Annotated in this window: 13 protein-coding genes; 3 read left to right on the top strand and 10 right to left on the bottom strand. The window is 43.5% G+C overall.

What is annotated here, in order from left to right:
• Positions 1-37: 37 nt before the first annotated feature.
• Positions 38-4,126 carry a VPS10 domain-containing protein gene (locus POV27_RS13695; protein ID WP_272863351.1) on the top strand — a complete coding sequence of 1,363 codons (4,089 nt, stop codon included), beginning with the start codon at positions 38-40 and terminating at the stop codon, positions 4,124-4,126.
• A gap of 43 nt (positions 4,127-4,169) precedes the next feature.
• Here the strand turns inward: POV27_RS13695 and POV27_RS13700 are convergent, their stop codons facing one another.
• The 8 genes from POV27_RS13700 to POV27_RS13735 form a co-directional block, all read right to left on the bottom strand.
• The gene (locus tag POV27_RS13700; protein WP_272863352.1) at positions 4,170-4,994 is read right to left on the bottom strand and encodes a sterol desaturase family protein; all 825 of its coding nucleotides are present in this window, start codon (positions 4,992-4,994) and stop codon (positions 4,170-4,172) included.
• 4 nt (positions 4,995-4,998) lie between these two features.
• Entirely contained in the window at positions 4,999-6,621 is a 1,623-nt protein-coding gene (locus POV27_RS13705) for a S41 family peptidase (RefSeq protein ID WP_272863353.1), read from the bottom strand.
• A gap of 10 nt (positions 6,622-6,631) precedes the next feature.
• Positions 6,632-7,189 (bottom strand): hypothetical protein, encoded by a 558-nt coding sequence (locus POV27_RS13710; RefSeq protein WP_272863354.1) that lies wholly within the window; start codon positions 7,187-7,189, stop codon positions 6,632-6,634.
• 66 nt (positions 7,190-7,255) lie between these two features.
• The gene (locus tag POV27_RS13715) at positions 7,256-8,116 is read right to left on the bottom strand and encodes a DUF4349 domain-containing protein (RefSeq protein ID WP_272863355.1); all 861 of its coding nucleotides are present in this window, start codon (positions 8,114-8,116) and stop codon (positions 7,256-7,258) included.
• Positions 8,116-8,469 carry a ribonuclease P protein component gene (gene rnpA, locus POV27_RS13720; RefSeq protein ID WP_272863356.1) on the bottom strand — a complete coding sequence of 118 codons (354 nt, stop codon included), beginning with the start codon at positions 8,467-8,469 and terminating at the stop codon, positions 8,116-8,118. Before rnpA ends, POV27_RS13715 begins: the two co-directional genes overlap by 1 nt.
• A gap of 72 nt (positions 8,470-8,541) precedes the next feature.
• Complete coding sequence (locus POV27_RS13725; protein WP_272863357.1) at positions 8,542-10,335, bottom strand: M1 family metallopeptidase; 1,794 nt, start codon at positions 10,333-10,335, stop codon at positions 8,542-8,544.
• The gene (locus POV27_RS13730) at positions 10,335-12,008 is read right to left on the bottom strand and encodes a S8 family peptidase (RefSeq protein ID WP_272863358.1); all 1,674 of its coding nucleotides are present in this window, start codon (positions 12,006-12,008) and stop codon (positions 10,335-10,337) included. The genes POV27_RS13725 and POV27_RS13730 overlap by 1 nt, the downstream gene beginning before the upstream one ends.
• Before the next feature lie 10 nt (positions 12,009-12,018).
• Positions 12,019-12,879 carry an MBL fold metallo-hydrolase gene (locus tag POV27_RS13735; protein ID WP_272863359.1) on the bottom strand — a complete coding sequence of 287 codons (861 nt, stop codon included), beginning with the start codon at positions 12,877-12,879 and terminating at the stop codon, positions 12,019-12,021.
• A gap of 288 nt (positions 12,880-13,167) precedes the next feature.
• On the opposite strand from POV27_RS13735, the gene POV27_RS13740 reads away from it, so the two are divergent.
• Together POV27_RS13740 and POV27_RS13745 are read left to right on the top strand one after the other, a co-directional pair.
• On the top strand, positions 13,168-15,006 hold the full coding sequence (locus POV27_RS13740) for a cation:proton antiporter (RefSeq protein WP_272863360.1): 1,839 nt from the start codon (positions 13,168-13,170) through the stop codon (positions 15,004-15,006).
• Between the two features lie 15 nt (positions 15,007-15,021).
• On the top strand, positions 15,022-15,255 hold the full coding sequence (locus POV27_RS13745; RefSeq protein ID WP_272863361.1) for a hypothetical protein: 234 nt from the start codon (positions 15,022-15,024) through the stop codon (positions 15,253-15,255).
• 15 nt (positions 15,256-15,270) lie between these two features.
• Here POV27_RS13745 and POV27_RS13750 read toward each other — a convergent pair whose 3' ends face one another.
• The gene (locus POV27_RS13750) at positions 15,271-16,629 is read right to left on the bottom strand and encodes an outer membrane beta-barrel protein (RefSeq protein WP_272863362.1); all 1,359 of its coding nucleotides are present in this window, start codon (positions 16,627-16,629) and stop codon (positions 15,271-15,273) included.
• A 140-nt stretch (positions 16,630-16,769) separates the two neighbouring features.
• A complete protein-coding gene (lepA, locus tag POV27_RS13755) occupies positions 16,770-18,566 on the bottom strand; it encodes a translation elongation factor 4 (protein WP_272863363.1) in 1,797 nt (598 codons plus the stop codon).
• Between the last annotated feature and the right edge of the window lie 130 nt (positions 18,567-18,696).

Here is an 18,696-nt window from a genome sequence, read left to right on the forward strand (position 1 = left end):
TGTTTAAGAAACATAAGCTAACTAAATACCAAATACTATGAAGAAACTTCTCCTTTCCATGCTATTTCTTGTTGTTGTCTCCAATTCCTATGCTCAGGAGTATCTGGACATGATCCAGAAAGGCACGTACACCGTGCGGGAAATCCAACAAAAAGCGAAAGAATATTTCGACTTGGTGGGCACAGGGAAAGGAACAGGATTTAAACAATACAAACGCTGGGAATACGATGCCCTACGGTCGATGGATGAAAGGGGGTATCTTACATCGCCCGAAGCAATGATGGACGAATTTTATAGGGCCCGCCAACAAAACAGAGCGAATGGTTCTGGAGACTCAAGCCATTGGGAAGAATTAGGCCCAACAACATGGAACCCTACTTCCAGTTGGGGCCCGGGTGTAGGTAGGGTCACCACGTTTGCAGTAGACCCCTCCAACCGGGATCATATCATTGTAGGGTCCTCGGGAGGGGGCGTATGGAGAACAGTTGACAGTGGTTCTACATGGACCGCACTTTCAGACAGCTTTGTGAATATGTATGTTTATTCACTAGCCATTCATCCCACAAACAAGGATGTGTATTATTGGGGTTCCGCTTCGGGAATCATTTTCGTCTCTGCCGATGCAGGATCCACTTGGAACGAGCTGGTTAATCTAGCCGGTTCGGACGTGAATAAAATCTTGATCGACCCTTCAGACCCCTCGACTGTTTTTTGCTCTATTGAAGGCGGGGGTATATTCCGAAGTACCAATAGTGGAGCAACCTGGTCGGGAAAATTAACCAGCGAATCCACAGGGTATGATCTTGAATTTAAACCTGGCGACCCCAACACAGTATATGCCTCAGGGAATAGTTTTTATCGTTCCACCAATGGAGGGGCTTCCTTTACCAAGATATCTTCTTCGTTTAGCTCTTCTCAAACCAAAAAGATAGGAGTTTCTGCCGATGATAGCTCGGTCGTTTACGTGGTTGAAGAGGATAACAAAAAGTTTGGAGGTCTGTTTAAATCGACCAACAGTGGAACGTCGTTTACGGAGCTAAACCATACTAGCAAAAACTACTTCGGATATAGCGATACGGCAGCCGATGACGGAAAGGGACAAGCTCCTAGAAATATGCAAATCGCAGTGAATCCTGCAAATGTAGATGAAGTTCATATAGCAGGGATTTATACGTGGCGGTCTATGGATGGAGGAGACTCGTTTTCCCTTTCTTCCTATAAATACTCTGGATACGAAAGCAGAAATGTGGGCTATTGTCATCAGGACATTAATGCTACGGAGTTTATTGGGGATAAAATGTACCTAGGAACCGACGGGGGCATTTACGTGGTTAACAATCCAAGCGGAACCATTGACACCTCCTACTTTACCAATATGACCTTCGGCATGGGAATTCGGCAACTCTACAAGATTGGGGTTTCGCAAACCCATCCAGAAATTGTTTTGGGAGGCGCACAAGACAATGGCGTAGCGTTTTACAACACCTCGGGAAATTGGTTCGATTGGTTGGGGGCCGACGGCATGGAGTGCTTTATAGATAAGGACAACAACAATATTTTTTATGGATCCGTTCAAAGAGGGTCTTTATATAAATCCACCGATGGTGGACAGACTCGAACAGGTTTGGTGGAGCCTTCCGGAAGCGGAAGCTGGGTTACGCCTTTTGAGCAAGACCCAACGGATTCCGATGTCATTTATGTGGCTTTCGAAAAAGTTCATAAATCGACCAATGGAGGAAGTTCATGGACGGCTATTTCCCAAGATTTTGGAGCCAGTTTGGATTATCTAAAAATCGCTCCTAGTGACAATGACATCATGTATGCTTCAGAAAACGGTAGTTTATATAAGACCACCAATGGAGGTGCTACCGATTGGACCGCCTTAAGCGGTTATGGGGGAACATTTATTAATGATGTGGCCATACACCCGCAAGACCCGAACCGATTGGCCATAGCTACTAACAATACGAACCGAGTATTTGTTTCCGATGATGGAGGTGCTACATGGACCGCTAAAAAACTGAATCTACCCAGCTATAGAGTGTATGCGCTGGTTTGGGAGAATTCTTCCCATAACCGGCTCTTTGCAGGAATGGACTACGGAATTTACTATTTGGATGACAGTATAAGCCAATGGCAGATCTTTTCGAATGATTTGCCCAACGTAAAGGTGAATGAATTGGAAATTCATGCTAGTAAAGGCGTATTGTATGCAGCCACCTATGGTAGAGGGGTATTTCGGACCCCGCTTCCAGCCCCTGTTTGTTCTAGCAAGGCAACCTCTTTACCCTATGCGGAAAGTTTCGAAACACAAGGAAATTTAGGTTTATGGTCGCAGGCTACGGGGGATGATGGCAACTGGACCCAACACAGTGGAGCCACACCTTCTGAAGGGACCGGGCCCAATGCCGCTAGCGAAGGATCTAGATACCTGTATTTGGAATCCTCCAACAGCGGAGTAGGTTCCAATGCCTCGGCCATTCTTGATGGCCCCTGTATTGATGCTTCCTTATTAGCCAATTCTCAACTTACCTTCGACTACCATGCCTATGGGTCTACCGCAAGTCTTTCGGGTGCGAGTATAAAAGTGCAAGGAAGCTTGGCCGAAGGGCTGTGGTTCGATCTGTTCAGCACACCAACAACCCTAACGAGCCAGAATACTTGGATGCCCGTTTCTGTGGACTTGAGTAACTACGATCGAACCTTAAAACTTAGGGTAGTGGGGAGAACTGGAAATGGTTGGAAAAGCGATTTGGCCATAGACAATTTTAGAATTAAATCTGATTGTACGAGCTCTTTGGCTTCTCTGCCCTATTCCGAGGATTTTGAAACCCAAGGAGCACTGGGTCATTGGATACAGATCACAGGCGATGACGGCGATTGGACCCAACATACGGGAGCCACACCTTCCAATGACACAGGTCCAAGTTCGGCAAGTGAGGGATCGCGCTACTTATATCTCGAGGCTTCCAATAGTGGAATGGGCGCCAATGCCACGGCTATTTTGGAGGGACCTTGTGTGGGTAGTCCCCTTTTATCTGGAGCCCGGCTTATTTTCGACTACCATGCTTTCGGAACGAGTGCCACAGGAGCAAGCATAAAAGTGCAGGGAAGTACGACGGAAGGGGTTTGGTTCGATCTATTTGCAACGCCTTCTACCTTGATGAGTGAAGATCTTTGGATTCCCGTTTCTGTTGACCTCAGTAGTTATAATGATGATATAAAACTTCGCTTTGTGGGGAAAACAGGCCCCGGATGGTCCAGCGATTTGGCTTTGGATAATATCAGAATACACGAAAACCCTGTTTGCGAGCTGCCCATTCCTCTGTTGCCTCATGCCGAAAGTTTCGAAACACAGAACAATTTTGGGTTGTGGTCTCAAACTACGGGCGATGATGGCGATTGGACTCAACATACAGGGGCGACCCCAACTTCCAGTACGGGGCCGAGCGCCGCGAGTCACGGCGGTCAATATCTTTATTTGGAGTCCTCCAGTGTTTCCAATGGTGGGATAGGCTATAACGCAACGGCCATTATAAATGGTCCCTGTGTAGAAGCTGCAATGCTTTCCGACGCCCAATTAATGTTCGATTATCATGCCTATGGATCCAGCATTTCCGATGCTAGCTTAAAAGTACAGGCGAGCACGATTCATGGTGTTTGGTTCGACCTGTATACTACACCATTTCCACTCACAAGTCAGAATGTTTGGATTTCAGCATCTGTTGATTTGAGTAATTACAATCAGGATCTAAAGCTCCGATTCGTAGGGAAAACGGGCGCTAGTTATCGAAGTGATTTAGCCATAGACAATATTGAAATTGTCCAAACGCAACAAGCCTCCGTCGCAACAACACCCATTTTGACAATTGGGGAAGGCAAATCTTTATCCGAAATAGCCGTATATCCCAATCCTACATCGGGGATGGTGTTTATGGAATCTACTAGCTTAGAACGAATCATCAAGGCGGAGCTTTTGGATATGCAGGGACGGACCCTAAAAACCATTTTAGTAAATGATGGAAAGGGCTCTATCGATATTTCAAGCTTTGGTAGTGCAACGTATTTGCTGAAGATATCTACTGAAAGTAATGGTGAAATTATAAAGCGCATCATAAAACGATAGCAACCAAACTAAAAAAAGCCAGATTGACAATCTGGCTTTTTAATTATTGTCTGTTTTTGGACTTCACATTTTTGTTGAAGGGAATGCCCAATTGTATGGCTATGCTTTCATCGTCCGTATGGTCGGCGAGGTCCACCCCATATTGGATCTTTTTGGGGTCATCGTATACAAAGGTTCCGAAGAGACGATCCCAAATGGAGAACATATTTCCGTAGTTGGTGTCTGTCCAAGGCAGCTCGAAATGATGATGGAACTTATGCATGTTTGGAGTAACGATGAGGTAACTCAAGGTTTTATCCAAGGCCATGGGCAATGAGATATTGGCATGAGTCCAATAGGTGAACAACACGCTCAAAATTCTGTAGAACAAATAGAAAGCAATGGGCATTCCTGTAATGACCACCGCAATAAGGGCAAAGGTTTCACGAATGATGAAATCAATGGGGTGGTGCCGTGTCCCTGTTGTGGCATCTACGTTCTTATCGCTATGATGTACAATGTGCAATCGCCAAAACGCCGGAATTTGATGTAAAAAATAATGCACCCCATATTGGGCAATGAGGTCTAAAATGAGGATGGCCAAAATGAGCTCTACCCAAATAGGTGCTTCAAAAAAATGCAATAGTCCAAACTGTGAAGTGTTGAGCCAAGTGAAGATTCCCGCTGTTGCAATGCCGAACACCGCATTAATAATCATCACGAACAACAAAAGGATTAAATTGACTTTGGCGTGCTTCCATTTCTTGTACCTCAGCTGAAAAAGGGAATAATGCCCTTCCAGTATCCAAAAGAAGCCCAAGACTAAAAATACCCATCCGGCTTTCATCCAGATGGGCATGGTTTCAAAAAAGTTCAGGAATTCCTGCATATTATTATTTCAATATCTTATCGTATCGATTGGAGTTATTCAATATGGAAATGGCCTCCAAAATTTCAGGATTGTTCTCTACCTGATAATCATACAATCCTTCTCTATAAAAATAGCGTTTTAAAATTTCATCGGATAACAAAGACTTGATTTCGGCTTTTTTGCTCACCAAATCCTTTTCCTTAGCACGATCTATAGATTCCATCAAGGCATTGTAACTTGATTGAATATCCTCTTTCAACTCATCATCTTCGGCGCGACGCAATGCCTCCGCAAATTTCTTTTCGGATTCGGTTTCATACTCAAATCCATTCTTTCTTAGGTATTGAATAAAATCTTGAAAAACGGCATCGTCGATAGCGAATCCTTTCCAATCGGTCATTGGGTTCTTATAATAGTACTGCGTGGCATAATCGAAAATAGCATTGTCTTTGAGCAGTGCAGTCGTTATTGGGCTGAACTTGGCGGATTCTAACTCCACATCGGGTAAAATTCCACCACCATCATAGACGGTGCGACCGCCTTTGGTTTTGAATTTGTTGTATTCTTTAGGGTCCAAACGGATGGGATCTCCATTTTCATCACGGTTCCAATAATCTAAGGCTTGGATACAACGACCACTTGGGGTGTAGTACCTAGATATGGTCACTTTCAACTGGGTTCCATAGGCCAATTTCTTGGGCCTTTGTACCAGTCCTTTTCCGAAGCTTCTCGCTCCTACCACCACGGCACGGTCTAAATCCTGAAGACCACCCGATACGATTTCGCTGGCCGAAGCCGAACGCCCGTTTACCAAAACTACTAGGGGAATCTCGGTATCGATAGGCTCGTTACGTGTCTTATAGGTCTTGTTATATTTTTCAATAACAGATTTTGTAGTGGTAATGGTCTCCCCTTTGGGAACAAACAGATTTACCACATTAATAGCTTCATTGAGTAATCCTCCAGGATTGCCTCGAAGGTCCAAGATGATCTTTTGGGCACCGCCCAGCTTCAATTCTTCCAAAGCTGCTTTGGTTTCTACTGTAGTCCTACGGTTGAATTTTCGCAATACGATGTAGCCAATATCACCTTCGATCATTTTGTAATAGGGCACCGCTTTTACGTCTACCTTTTCACGGGTTAGGGTAGTGGTTTCCATTTTTCCTTGCCTTCTGTAAGTTAAATCTACAGTGCTACCGGCAGATCCCTTCAATAAGTCGCCAGCATCATCTTCGAAATCGGCCAAGTTGATATCTCCAATTTTTACGATCTCGTCTCCCGCCTTCAGTCCTGCTTTATCCGCTGGATAGTCTTGGAAAGGTTCCGTGATCACGATTTTATCCTTAAATGTGCGCACGGAGGCTCCAATCCCGGTGTAGGTTCCCGAATTCTTAATACGGGCATCCTCTACCGCTTGTTCGTTCCAATACACGGTGTAGGGATCTAAATCTTCCAACATTCCCTTAATGGCATTGTCCATTAAGGTAGCCGGGGTGTTTTCATCCACATAATTCATGTTGAGCTCCTTATAGAGCGTGGTGAAAATTTCTATCTGTTTGGCGATTTCAAAAAAATCGCTACGAAAACTGGAGGAGGTAATAAGCAGCCCGATAGCAAGGATCGGTATTAAGATTCTTCGCTTCATAATCCATATTTTAATTCCAAAATTCTATTAAATCGTCTATATCTTCTGTGTCGTTCAGTATTTTGATGTTTTCCCATTGAAATTGGCCATTGACAGTAGCGAACACGCGGTAATATCCGGGAGTTAAGCCTTTCAAATTTATCGACACATTTGTTTGATCTATATCATTAACCGTAATCACCGAACCCGTTGTTATTTCAGATTGCGCATATGTGCCCGAGTTGTAAATAGTGGAAAAATCCTCGCCTTGATGAATTTTTTCCTCTTCAGCAGGAACCAACCAAACATCGGAAATGACGCCTAGGGCATTGATGTTGATCACCGACCTCGTAAGTGTGGGGAAAACGGTAAGCGTTTGCCCATCCACAAAAACGTTCGGATTTCCCAGAACGAAGAATTCTTGATCGGGAATTTCTCGAGCACGAACTCCAGTAACCAACGAAAGTGATTCCACTTCCGTTATCATTGGGCCATCATCTTCTTGCATAGCGGTGTTGCTATTATCGTCGTCGTTTTTACAACCCACAAAAAGGAACAACGCGCAAAGTAGCAGGTAAAGGGTTCTCATATTCGGATTCGATTTAGAGGACCCAAAAGATAAAGAGCTTTTGGCGGATAAGATGGTAAGCATCTGTTAATTTTTGGCCTTCCTTCTTTTGAGGTATCGCCTAAGGATAAAGAACAAAATGCCGAAAATTAAAAACAGAGGCCATAGGTATAGAATCCCCAAAAAGAACACGGAGATTCCGTCCCATCCTCCTTTAAGGGCATTCACCATTTTCTGACCATAGGAAACGGTAACCCCAGTTTTTGCAGTGACCTTATAAAAGTGAATGGTTACGGTACTTAGGGATACTCGGTTTTTGAGATATTCCAAACGACCTTGCTTGGCTTCTATCTCTTCGCGGATGTTAGATAGTTCACGTTCTATCTCCAACATTTCCTCGACGTTTTTGGCTTTTTTCAGGAGCTCCAAATACCGGTTTTCAAGCTCTTTTTTGGCCTTTAATCTGGCTTTCAGATCTACAAATTCTTCCGAAACGTCCTTTTGGCTTATGTCCCTGCGATCGAAATATTCGACCCCTTCAGAAACCCCGTCTACGAAGGCATCAAAATTTTCGGAAGGCACCCGTACGGTTACATTTTGGTACAATTTGTTGTAACTCTTGCCAGAATTGTCATTTTGTACCAGGCCTTCGTGCTGGCGCACCAAATCCTGAATCTTCCCCTGGGTAGCCTCCAGGTCCTTGGTTTCGAATTCCAACTGGGCTGTTTTAATGATTTTTTGTTGGGCGGCTTCGGTTTGTTCTCCTGCAATTACTTTACCAACCTTATCATATTCCACATCATCATAGGAAGATTTGTTAGATTCGATAACGCTGAAGGTCATGCCGTCGGCAAAGGCTTCGTCTCCAGGTGATTCAGCTACAATACCTTGATTGTCAGAGCAGGCCACAATGGTGAGGCCTACAAAAAGCAAACTAAAAAATTTCATTACGTAATGTTTTTTAGCAGTGCCTTAATGGAGGAGGAGATTTTAGCATACTGCGGTTTATCTTTACTAATATACATAAAGAGTAGTGCAAACTTCTTGCCGTTTATGCTTTCTATAACACTTTTTTCCAGGCGATAAGCTTCCCGAAGTTGTCTTTTGATCCTATTTCTGGAGATGGCCAATTTAAAATTCCGTTTGGGAACAGCGAAGGTAGCTTGATGGTTTTCGGCGCCTTCTTGCTCTAAATAGATAAGTTTTATAGGAAATTTTTTGATCGATTTTCCTTCGGAAAACAACCGGTCTATGGTCTTTCTCGATTTTAGTTTCTCCTGTTTTGGGAATTTTTGGCTCACGGGGTAAAGATAGAAATAAAAAAACCTCGCTAAGGGAAAGCCTAGCGAGGTTCTATATTTTGAAAAACGAAACTAGTTCGCTTCGTAGGTGTTGTTTTCAGGTGCGATATCAGCCATCAATTTCGATGGATCGATCACCAAACGCTTCACCTTTTTGTTTGTCGGAATTTCGAACTCATAGGTTGGGTATGCCCATGCCCAATCTTTCAAAACCACACGGTCTATGTCTGGAGTAGGGTTGGTCTTTTCCCCACGCATCATTTGCAATGGAATGTAATAGGAAGCCTTACTTCCATCTTCGAATTCGGCATATACGTCGATAGGCATTCCCATAAGTCCAATACGCTGAAGGGTCACCTTCGTAGTCCCGTTTTCTTCAGAAACATTCTGAATGCCGTAATCGATGGTATTGGTAGTTTGCATAAAATCGGTCAAGTACCAATCCAGTTCCATGCCCGAAATTTTTTCGGCCACACGGATAAAGTCGTTGGGCGTTGGATGCTTAAACGCCCAATCTTTATAGTATTGTTTAATGGTCTTTTCCAGATTTTCCTTCCCAATCACATATCCCAATTGGGCCATGAACACGGCTCCTTTGCTATAGGCTGTGATTCCGTACGAACGATTGCTCGCATAACGATCAGCGTGGGTAGTAGCTGGTTGCTCCTGTCCGCTAGTTGCTAAGAAATTGTAACCGCGATAGGATCCAGCCACTGGGTTGGGATTGTCTTCTTCCATCACCTCAGCCTCAGCAAGGGCCGAAATGTATGAGGTAAATCCTTCGTCCATCCACTCATGTTTAGCTTCATTGGTAGCCAATAAAAATTGGAACCAAGAATGGGCCAATTCGTGTGCCGTAACACCGAATAAGCTTCCAAATTTACGCTCTCCGGTAATGAGGGTACACATGGCATATTCCATACCACCATCACCTCCTTGAATTACCGAATACTGCTTGTACGGATATGGGCCGATATGCTTGTTGAAATATTCCAACAATGCCGCTGTCTTAGGCTGAAGCTTTTTCCAATTCTCGATGATATCTGGATTGTTTTTGTAGTAGAAATTCAACACTACACCATTGGGTCCTTCGTAGGTATCGTGAATGTATTCCGGATCGGCCGCCCAAGTAAAGTCATGCACATCTGGCGCGTCGAACACCCAGGTTTTCTTTCCGCGACGCTTTTTAGGCTCTCCTTGTAAATACCCAGTTCCGCCGACAATATAATCTTCATCAATGGTGATGCTTACATTGAAATCGCCCCAAACGCCATGAAACTCACGAGCAATGTAAGGGTCGGCATGCCATCCTTGAAAATCGTATTCCGCTAATTTTGGGAACCATTGCGTCATGGACAAGGCCACACCTTCTTTGCTGTTTCTCCCACTTCTTCGAACTTGAACAGGCACCTGAGCATCCCATTCCATAGCCAATACGGTACTTTCACCGGGTTGAATGGGTTTTGCCAAATCTACTTCCAATACGGTACCCACAACTTCGTATTTCAACTTGGCACCATCTTGGGTAAGGGATGTTGGTTTTATGTATCCAATTTCTGAAGGAGTTAATTTCGAAATTCGATCTCCTACACGTGGATCGGGATCACCAATGGTTCGAGAACGAACATCCATTTCACTTCCCGGTTGAAAGGCATTGAAATACAAATGGTAGAATACCCTATCCAATACGTCGGGCGAATTATTGGTATACGTGATTTGTTGGCTCCCTTCGTATTGCCATTTTTCTACGTCTACGTCGATTTCCATTTTGTAATCGACTTTTTGTTGCCAGTATGAGGTACTGTTTTGGGCGTGTGCTACGGTGATGCATAACAAGGCCCAAAGACTATTCTTTAGAAATTTCATTATCGTGACATTTTATCTGCCATAATTAAGGCATTGTACAAATTCACCATTTTTCCGGAGTTGGAAATGGTGTTAAAGTTACTTTGTTTCGAAGCATCCCCACCTAAGATCACAGGAGTCTTGGAGGTAAGTCCGCTGTTCATAAGAATTTGCTTTACTTGTTTCGCAGAAAGCTTGGGGAAGTACGAACGGATCGTCGCAGCGACACCCGCCACTGCTGGTGCTGCCATCGATGTTCCTTGTAGATATTCGTATTCATTTAGCGGAGTAGTTGAATAAATCTTTACTCCGGGTGCAAAAGCATCTACATTGGATACTCCATAGTTGGAGAAGTTAGCTACCATTTCGCTACCGTAGTCATAATTTAGGGCCCCAATGGTAATAAAGGTGTCCCCAATTTCTTCTCCGGTTCCTTTTTGGTCGTTAGGGAATACTTGAATGGTATCCAAATCATAGGCCTCGTTTCCTGCTGCATTTACAATTAGCACGTCTTTTTTGCTAGCGTATTTTATCGCATCCCAAACCCATTCTGGATGTGGGGAGTAATACTTTCCAAAACTTGTATTGATGACCTTGGCTCCATTATCTACGGCATAACGAATCGCTAGGGCGATGTCTTTGTCATACTCATCGCCATCTGGCACCGCACGGATGACCATGATCTCTGCATTGTCTGCAACCCCGTTCATTCCAATTCCATTATTTCTTTTGGCGGCAATGATTCCGGCCACGTGGGTTCCGTGTAGGGCATCTTCTTCCTTAGGATCTGGACCGTCTACATCGTTGTTCCCATAACCCTTCTTGTCATCTAGGTCATCTGGGTTGTCTCCAATGGCCTCCCTAAAGTTGGTTTCCATATTAAAGTGGGTAGTAAGTCGACCTTTGTAGTAATCGATACCTCCGTTAATTTCCTTGATCACTTCTGGAATGGAATCCCCGAAATTCAACATTTGGCTAAGCATTCCGATTTGCTGTTGCTCATCGGCCGATGGGTTTTGAATGCCCGCAAGATCTTCTTTGGTATAGTCTTCTTTCCCAAATTTCTTGGCCATGGCTTCGTGTGCAGGCTTTACCTGCGCCAAAATTTGAGTGTACTGCTGTACGACGCCATTGGCCTCGGCTACATCCTTTTCGTATTCTGCCACGGCCTTTTTATAAATATCAAAGTCAGCACGATCTGTTGCGCTAATGGAGGCCTCTGTTTTTCCTTCGAATTTTGGGCCTAATTTTTTCATGTAGCGAACATATTCCATATTCTCTGCTATAATATCTCCCAGGAAGTTCCATCCGTGGATGTCATCTACATACCCATTGTTGTCATCGTCCTTTCCATTGCCAGGAATCTCGTCCTTGTTGGTCCAAATAACATCTTTAAGGTCTTCATGTTCAATATCTACACCACTGTCTATAACCCCAACGATCACTTTTTGGCCTTTTCTTCCTTTTAGGATCTCATTGTAGGCTTTGTCCACACTCATTCCAGGAATGGTATCGGTGAGGAGGTCGGCTGCCGCCCATGACTTCAATTGGGAATCTGTTAACGGCTGTGCCTTTAAGGGCAGGGTGTCAATATTTTCTATAGGAGTGGACACTATAGGCGCTACTCCGCCTGTACAACCAGAAAGTAAGGCTGCGGTTGCTACAGTAAATAAAGATGCTTTTATAAAATTCATGCTCAGGTATTTAATTAAATATTTCATCAATAGTAAAGGTGTCTTTTAAACGGACTCCTTTTTCGGTATGTTTTACGGTAATAATCGGATTGTGTGCATCGTGCTCTAGAAACAAATAATAATTGTTGTCTGCTGCCGCGTTCAAAAACTTCTCTTTTTCGGAGAGTGTCTGCAAGGGCCGAGTATCGTATCCCATTACAAACGGAAGAGGTAAATGCCCTGCCGTAGGTAATAGATCGGCCATAAAGACGATGGTCTTATCCTTATATTGAATGTGGGGAATCATTTGTTTTTCGGTATGTCCATCTGCAAAGAAAATGCCGAAATCCAATTCTTTCTTTTCAGAAAAGTCTCCAACCGGGTCTGCAACGAATTTTAGCTGTCCACTTTCCTGCATGGGGAGAATGTTTTCTTTCAGGAAAGAAGCCCGCTCCCTTCTATTGGGGTTTGTTGCCCAATCCCAGTGGCGCTCGTTGCTCCAAAATGTGGCATTTTTAAAGGCTGGTTCATACCCCGTTCGGTCTTTGTTCCACTGAACACTTCCGCCGCAATGATCAAAATGAAGATGGGTCATAAAGACATCGGTAATGTCGTCGCGATGAAAACCGTGTTGTTGTAGTGAGTTATCTAGGTTGTGAGTTCCCCAAGGATAGTAATACCCGAAAAACTTTTCGCTTTGTTTGTTGCCCATCCCTGTATCGATAAGTGTAAGCCGGTCGCCATTTTCAACCAACAGGCAACGGGCGGCGATATCAATCATATTATTGTTATCCGCCGGATTGGTTCTACTCCAAAGTGACTTGGGAACCACACCGAACATCGCGCCTCCATCGAGCTTAAAGTTACCAGCTTCTACAGGGTATAGTTTCATAGAAAGCGCAAAATACAAAAAGGAGTGGGATTGCGTACGGATGTTAAGGCTTTATTAAGACTTCTGTGAGAAGCCTATGAGTTGCGACTTGCCGCAATCGCTTTTACGTTTTCCAAAAACCCCACACTAATGGCATTAAATGGTTGGACCTTCAAACGATCAGGGAGTTTATAAAACCGCTAGAAATACTATTTTCCATGTGACAAGGAGTTCTCTTTTCATTAAACGAATGAAAAAGAATAGGCTCTATGAAAGTTTTGGTTATTTTTATGAACCAAACTAAAAAAAATGGTAGAACTCGCCGGTATCATCATACTAGGGATTCTTGCGCAATGGGTAGCATGGCGTTTTAAAATCCCAGCAATCTTACCTCTTATCCTCATTGGCCTTTTCGTTGGCCCTATATCGACACTAATCTCAGAAGACGGGACCCAGTGGATCCAACCCATTTGGAATGGGGAAGAAGGATTGTTCCCTGGAGAAAGTCTATTTTATTTTGTTTCATTGGCCATTGGAATTATTCTATTTGAAGGAGGACTTACCCTTCGCTTTGGTGAAGTGAAACGTGTGGGTGGTATTATTGGGAAATTAATTAGCCTGGGTTCTTTTGTCACTTTTGTGGGTTGCGGTGTCGCCGCCTATTTCGTTATGGGTCTAGGCTGGAAGGTTTCCTTTCTTTTCTCTTCACTTATAATCGTGACAGGGCCTACCGTAATTACCCCAATATTGAGAAACATTCCTCTGAAGAAAGATATTTCTGCGGTGCTAAAATGGGAAGGAATCCTGATCGATCCCATAGGCGCTTTAGTAGCCGTATTGGTGTTCGAGTTTATTTCGGTGAAAGGGGATCTAGGATTTACCAAACAGGCTTTTATTGAATTCGGAAAGATTTTACTAATAGGTTTCTCCTTCGGAATATCTGGGGGATATGCCCTTTATTTTGCGATTAAAAAGAATCTGATCCCGCATTACTTATTGAATGTGGTAGCCCTATCTGTAGTATTGCTCATTTTTGTGGAGAGCGATATTTTTGCTCATGAATCGGGGCTGTTGTCTGTTGTAGTTATGGGGATGTTCTTAGGGAACAGCGATCTTCCAAACCTCAAAGAATTACTCTATTTTAAAGAATCTTTAAGTGTACTGCTTATTTCTATTTTGTTCATTCTGCTTTCAGCAAACATTACGCTTGATGATCTGTATTTGGTAGCCAATTATAAAACTGCTATTCTTTTCGCTATTGTCATCTTCGTGGTAAGGCCTTTGGCGGTCTTCTTAAGTACGACAAAGTCCTCACTAAAAACCAACGAAAAGCTATTTATAAGTTGGGTTGGGCCTCGAGGAATTGTAGCAGCGGGTATTGCGTCGCTTTTCGGGAGCAAATTGGTTCAGAAAGGTGTTGAGGGTGCAGAATATATTACACCGCTTGTTTTTGCTGTGGTGTTAACGACCGTTTTATTGAATGCCACAACCGCCCGCTATTTTGCGAAAATCGTAGGGGTGTTCTTGAAGAAATCGGAAGGAATCCTTATAGTGGGTGCTTCCGAATTTCCGAGGCTACTGGCAAAGTACCTGCATACCAATGGGAGGCATGTAGTAGTTATAGATAGCAATCAGGAAAATGTGAAAAGGGCCAAGGAAATGGGCGTAGAAGCGCTTACGGCCAATGTATATTCGGATTCACTTAAAGACAATGTGGAACTGAGCGATGTAGGATACCTCATGGCCATCACGGGGAATTCCGACATCAACAAATACGCCTTGAATAAGTTTCAGAAACAATTCGGGGAGAATGGGGCTTTCAGATTAATAACTTCCGAAGAAATGGAAGACCGGAACAATAATCCAGAGCAAGGACTGTTTTCCCATATAGACGATTTTGCATCGGTAAGCAAAGTAGCTCAGGAACACCCTAGTATTTTGGAACTTCCTTTAAAGAGCAAGGAACACTACGATGGAATCATGGACAAAACCGATACAATCAAAGAGAGCATTCCTTTATTCCTGAAGGACCCGAAAGGAGATTTAAGAATCATTTCGTCCCATAACAAAAACATGGAGGACATTAAAAAAGGGTTTGCCTTGGTCTATATCGGAAAGCCGCTTGAAGTAGAAATACAGGAGAATTAAAAAAATTGCGATCATTTGAAAACCCCAAAGACATACCCTTATATCATCCTAATTGCATTGTTGGTCTTTTTTTCGTGTAAGGAAGATGAAACCAGAACTTGTACGCAATGCAACAATGAGCAAACCCCATCTTTCGAATTATGTCGGGAGCCCAACGGAAATGCGTCGGTGAATGGTGAAGACACAGGAACGAATTACGATGTTTATTTGGCCGATCTGGAGGAAGTCGGGACTACCTGTGGAGGCTAGGCCATAAACTTCTGTCTACTTTTTAGTCAGGTCTATCCTCACTCCAACGGAGAAGGTGGTTCTGTCGGAAACAAAAAGCGAATTACTTGTTGTCGTTTTTTCACCCCCTTCTTCAGCCTTGAACTGTATGTTGTTGTATTCGAATAGGTTCAGGATAGCCGCCAAGGCTATGTTTTCTGTGATATCAAATTCAACGCCACTGTAAACCCTCGCAGCGAACCCCGAAGTATTCTGTTTAAACCCAAAAGCCGATACATTTCCGAAAGTATATCCAGCATGTACGCCCCCCAAGATACTCGTGTTCCCTTGGCCTATTGGCACTTGATATTCTGCAGCTGGACCCAATAGGATTTGGGTTGCTTCAACGTTAGTATCACTTCCCACGGCTGTATGTAGGGTTGCTTTGGGACCTAGGTAGAAAGGGTTGTCGGCAATGGATGTTAGGTAAAACAAAACTCCCGCAGCACCAACCATTTCTGTTTCTTCATCCTTCGCAAAGCTTATCCCTAGATTGGTATCTATAAACGGGGTATAATCAATATTCTCATCCGGTGAAGTAAAACTACCGTCTTCAGGTTTTGTTGGCTTTTCTGGGCAGCATTCCAGCTTGTGCCTTTTGTATTTGGCGGAAGTCACTTTACCAAAGCGGACGCCAAACCCTATTATGTTGAAATGATCATTGGCGTATCTGGAGTAAGGCCCAGTAACTTTTCCCTTGTAGTGATAAATTGCACGTTTAACCTTGTGTTTGTTCTTTTCGTTGCAAGGACATTCAATGTCTATTTCTGTAGTAATTTCCCATTCAATCGATAAAAACTGTGGGCTTTTTTTATACCCTTGTTTCCATTTCAAAGGTTTTAAGTTTGTGCCTGCCACGATTTCGCAACCTTTATGCATAAACTTTATAGGCTTCAAGTCGATTCCTTTATTATAGAATCGCCGGGCCTTTTCATAGTACTTCTTGATGATCCGCTGCTTGTTCGTGGGAATATCCTTGTAGGGTTTAATAAAAAGGTCCCGACCAAATTCCTGCAATGTCTTAGAGGGACTGTAAACTTCGAAGGCGATATGGCCATATTTACCCATTACTAAATCTTGGGGTAAGTTTATGGTATCCATAATTCGATTAATTTCTTTGGCCAAAACCTTCTTGGAAGCGACCAATTTATTTCGGGGAATTGATTTGAGCAATTTAGAGGCATCGCACGTTTTGGGTTTCACCTTTTCCTCCTTTGCTTTGTTAAGGATATTTAAAATAGTGGTGCGAAGGTTCTTTCCGCTTTTCACCCTTGGGTTTTCCCTTTGTGCATGAATACAATCGAATGAGATGAATATAAACGCCAGACAAAGCGCCCTTGCAATTGAAGTTTTCATTGTTTAGAGTTTTAAAGGCCTAAATATTCCCCTAAACACCTATATATGCAAAAGAATGGGACTAGTAACAGTAAAAGGTTGACGAGTAACAGTGAATTAATCGATCGTCTTCAACTGGGTATTGTCAATTATGGAATGGATTAATCGTTCAGCTTAAGAACGGCCATAAAGGCTTCCTGAGGAATTTCCACATTACCCACAGCGCGCATTCGCTTCTTACCTTTTTTCTGCTTTTCCAAAAGTTTACGTTTACGGGAAATATCCCCTCCATAACATTTGGCGGTAACGTCCTTTCTCAAGGCCTTCACAGTTTCACGGGCAATAATCTTTGCTCCAATCGCCGCCTGAATAGGAATATCGAACTGCTGTCTCGGGATAAGTGTGCGTAGCTTTTCACACATTTTCTTCCCAATATCGTAGGCATTATCCTGGTGCAATAGTGCGGAAAGAGCATCTACCGTTTGCCCATTGAGGAGCACATCTACCTTCACAAGCTTGGAAGCCCGAAGCCCGATGGGACTGTAATCAAAGGAAGCATATCCTTTGGATACCGTCTTAAGACGATCATAGAAATCGAATACAATTTCTGCCAGGGGCATATCGAACATGAGCTCTACCCGTTCTGTGGTGAGATACGTTTGATTGGTAATCTGCCCTCTTTTTTCGATGCACAAGGACATTACGGGACCCACGAAATCCGCCTTGGTAATGATGGTCGCTTTTATATAAGGTTCTTCAACACGGTTTAAAGTGGAAGGCTCTGGCAAATCACTCGGGTTATTTACCAAGATAATATCGTCGGGTGCCCTGTTGGTAAAGGCGTGGTAGGACACGTTAGGTACAGTAGTGATTACCGTCATATCGAATTCCCTTTCCAATCGTTCCTGAATGATTTCTAAGTGAAGCATTCCTAGGAAACCACATCGGAATCCGAAACCAAGTGCCGCTGAACTTTCTGGCTGAAATACCAAAGAAGCATCGTTCAACTGCAACTTCTCCATAGAAGCACGAAGCTCCTCATAGTCTTCGGTATCTACAGGATAAATCCCGGCAAATACCATGGGCTTTACGTCTTCGAAACCTTCAATCGCATTTTGGGTTGGGGTTTTTGCGTCGGTAATAGTATCCCCCACTTTCACTTCTCGAGCATCCTTAATGCCAGTGATAAGGTAACCTACATCTCCACAGGTGATCTCCTTTTTTGGAGTCTGTTTTAGGTGTAAAGTTCCCACCTCATCTGCAAAATAGTTCTTGCCCGTGGCGACGAACTTAATTTGCTGTCCTTTCTTAATAGATCCATTTACAATTCGGAAATAGGTTTCCACTCCACGGAATGGATTGTATACAGAATCGAAAATCAACGCCTGTAATGGCTCTTCGGGTTCACCTTCGGGAGCTGGGATTCTTTCAATAATGGCTGTTAGAATCTCTTCGATTCCAATTCCGGTCTTCGCGCTTGCAGGAATCACCTCTTCAGCATCGCAACCCAAAAGGTCTACGATATCATCGGTTACCTCTTCTGGATTGGCCGAAGGAAGATCTACCTTATTAAGTACAGGGATAATCTCTAAATCATTTTCCAACGCCAAATACAGGTTGGAAATGGTTTGAGCTTGGATGCTCTGTGCGGCATCTACCACCAACAAAGCCCCTTCACAGGCAGCAATGGAACGTGACACCTCGTAGGAGAAGTCCACGTGACCGGGAGTGTCGATAAGGTTAAGGATATATTCCTCTCCCTCATGGGTATAGTTCATCTGAATGGCATGACTCTTAATGGTAATTCCACGTTCACGCTCCAGATCCATACTATCTAGAAGTTGATCTTGCGCCTCACGTTGGGTAACCGCTCCGGTAAAATCCAAAAGACGGTCCGCCAAGGTACTTTTACCATGGTCGATGTGGGCGATGATACAAAAATTGCGAATGTTCTTCATAAGTTCTTTCCAACAGCAATTAGGCCGCAAATATAGTGCAATTTAACTGCTTTTTAGTTGAAATCTAGCCTATTGTTTTGCCCTCTGCTTCATTAACCACTTCACCTATACCTTATTCTAGGGTAGGAAA

Origin of the sequence: Aureisphaera galaxeae, assembly GCF_028561275.1 — a bacterium.
Taxonomy (GTDB): domain Bacteria; phylum Bacteroidota; class Bacteroidia; order Flavobacteriales; family Flavobacteriaceae; genus Aureisphaera; species Aureisphaera galaxeae.

What these genes read in the sequence shown, in the direction of transcription:
- POV27_RS13740 (WP_272863360.1), top strand. Translation starts at nt 13,168, where the DNA reads ATGGTAGAACTCGCCGGTATCATCATACTAGGGATTCTTGCGCAATGG.
- POV27_RS13715 (WP_272863355.1), bottom strand. Translation starts at nt 8,116, where the DNA reads ATGAAATTTTTTAGTTTGCTTTTTGTAGGCCTCACCATTGTGGCCTGC.
- POV27_RS13750 (WP_272863362.1), bottom strand. Translation starts at nt 16,629, where the DNA reads ATGAAAACTTCAATTGCAAGGGCGCTTTGTCTGGCGTTTATATTCATC.
- POV27_RS13735 (WP_272863359.1), bottom strand. Translation starts at nt 12,879, where the DNA reads ATGAAACTATACCCTGTAGAAGCTGGTAACTTTAAGCTCGATGGAGGC.
- POV27_RS13705 (WP_272863353.1), bottom strand. Translation starts at nt 6,621, where the DNA reads ATGAAGCGAAGAATCTTAATACCGATCCTTGCTATCGGGCTGCTTATT.
- POV27_RS13710 (WP_272863354.1), bottom strand. Translation starts at nt 7,189, where the DNA reads ATGAGAACCCTTTACCTGCTACTTTGCGCGTTGTTCCTTTTTGTGGGT.
- POV27_RS13700 (WP_272863352.1), bottom strand. Translation starts at nt 4,994, where the DNA reads ATGCAGGAATTCCTGAACTTTTTTGAAACCATGCCCATCTGGATGAAA.
- POV27_RS13695 (WP_272863351.1), top strand. Translation starts at nt 38, where the DNA reads ATGAAGAAACTTCTCCTTTCCATGCTATTTCTTGTTGTTGTCTCCAAT.
- lepA (WP_272863363.1), bottom strand. Translation starts at nt 18,566, where the DNA reads ATGAAGAACATTCGCAATTTTTGTATCATCGCCCACATCGACCATGGT.
- POV27_RS13725 (WP_272863357.1), bottom strand. Translation starts at nt 10,335, where the DNA reads ATGAAATTTCTAAAGAATAGTCTTTGGGCCTTGTTATGCATCACCGTA.
- POV27_RS13730 (WP_272863358.1), bottom strand. Translation starts at nt 12,008, where the DNA reads ATGAATTTTATAAAAGCATCTTTATTTACTGTAGCAACCGCAGCCTTA.